The sequence below is a fragment of the Paenibacillus sp. KS1 genome (genome assembly GCF_001680695.1).
Lineage (GTDB): Bacteria > Bacillota > Bacilli > Paenibacillales > Paenibacillaceae > Paenibacillus_B > Paenibacillus_B suaedae.
Window position 1 is genome coordinate 1 of the sequence record NZ_MAIS01000269.1, and the last position, 870, is coordinate 870.

Genomic DNA, 870 nt, shown 5'->3' on the forward strand with positions numbered 1-870 from the left:
AGTATTAAGCAGAGTCAAGAGATAGACCAATAGGGTTAGGCAAGAGCATAATTTGAAACTGTAATAATTTTAATGGGTGATTTAATGAAGTATTCAAAATTCTACTTGGATCAATTTTTTAATTCGATAAATGAATATCAGTCAAAAGTTGAATTATTAATCTTAGCAAATTCATTTATGCAAAAGACTGAGAACATCAGATGGGTTATGGCGTTAAACCAATTAATGAATTGGCAATCGATGTCTGAAAGATCTGGGGTTTGGACTTACTATGAAGTGTTAGAAATAGACTCGGCAAATGTGCTGATACGTATTCTTCGAGAATACGACGAAAGAATTATTTTAGAGAATTATTGTAAAGGTATAGATAATTATCTTAATGAAGAGATAATGAACGAAGTTGATAATTGGATTGGATGTAATGAAACAGAAATCGATAGATTTATTGAACATATATGTCTAATGCATAGAGATTGGTTTTATAACTATTCGGCGGTCACTCCGTGATTCTAGGAAGGTGGGGCGTCATGAATACGAGAGACGTTATCGGAAATCTTCGTAAAGACATATTAGAGTGGAGGGCTATTTAATATGGGTTCGAGACCAGTGGTTATTGAAGATTATAATGATGCATGGCCTGTGATGTTTAATGAATTGAAAGATATATTAAGAGATAAATTAGGAGAGTTAGCTTTAACCATAGAGCATGTTGGAAGCACCTCTGTTCCTGGCCTTTCAGCCAAACCAATTATTGATATTGATATCGTAATAGACTCTATGTCATTACTCCCTCAGGTCGTTGGAATGTTGAGTGAATTAGGTTACTTTCATGAAGGGAATTTTAGATCGGCTACACTTAGTTGGACAGAA

1 protein-coding gene is annotated in these 870 nt (G+C 34.1%); it reads left to right on the forward strand.

Features of this window, described 5'->3' with window-relative positions:
- Positions 1-591: 591 nt before the first annotated feature.
- Positions 592-870: GrpB family protein (locus tag BBG47_RS28240; protein ID WP_139070830.1), on the forward strand; the 279-nt coding region annotated here is incomplete at its 3' end.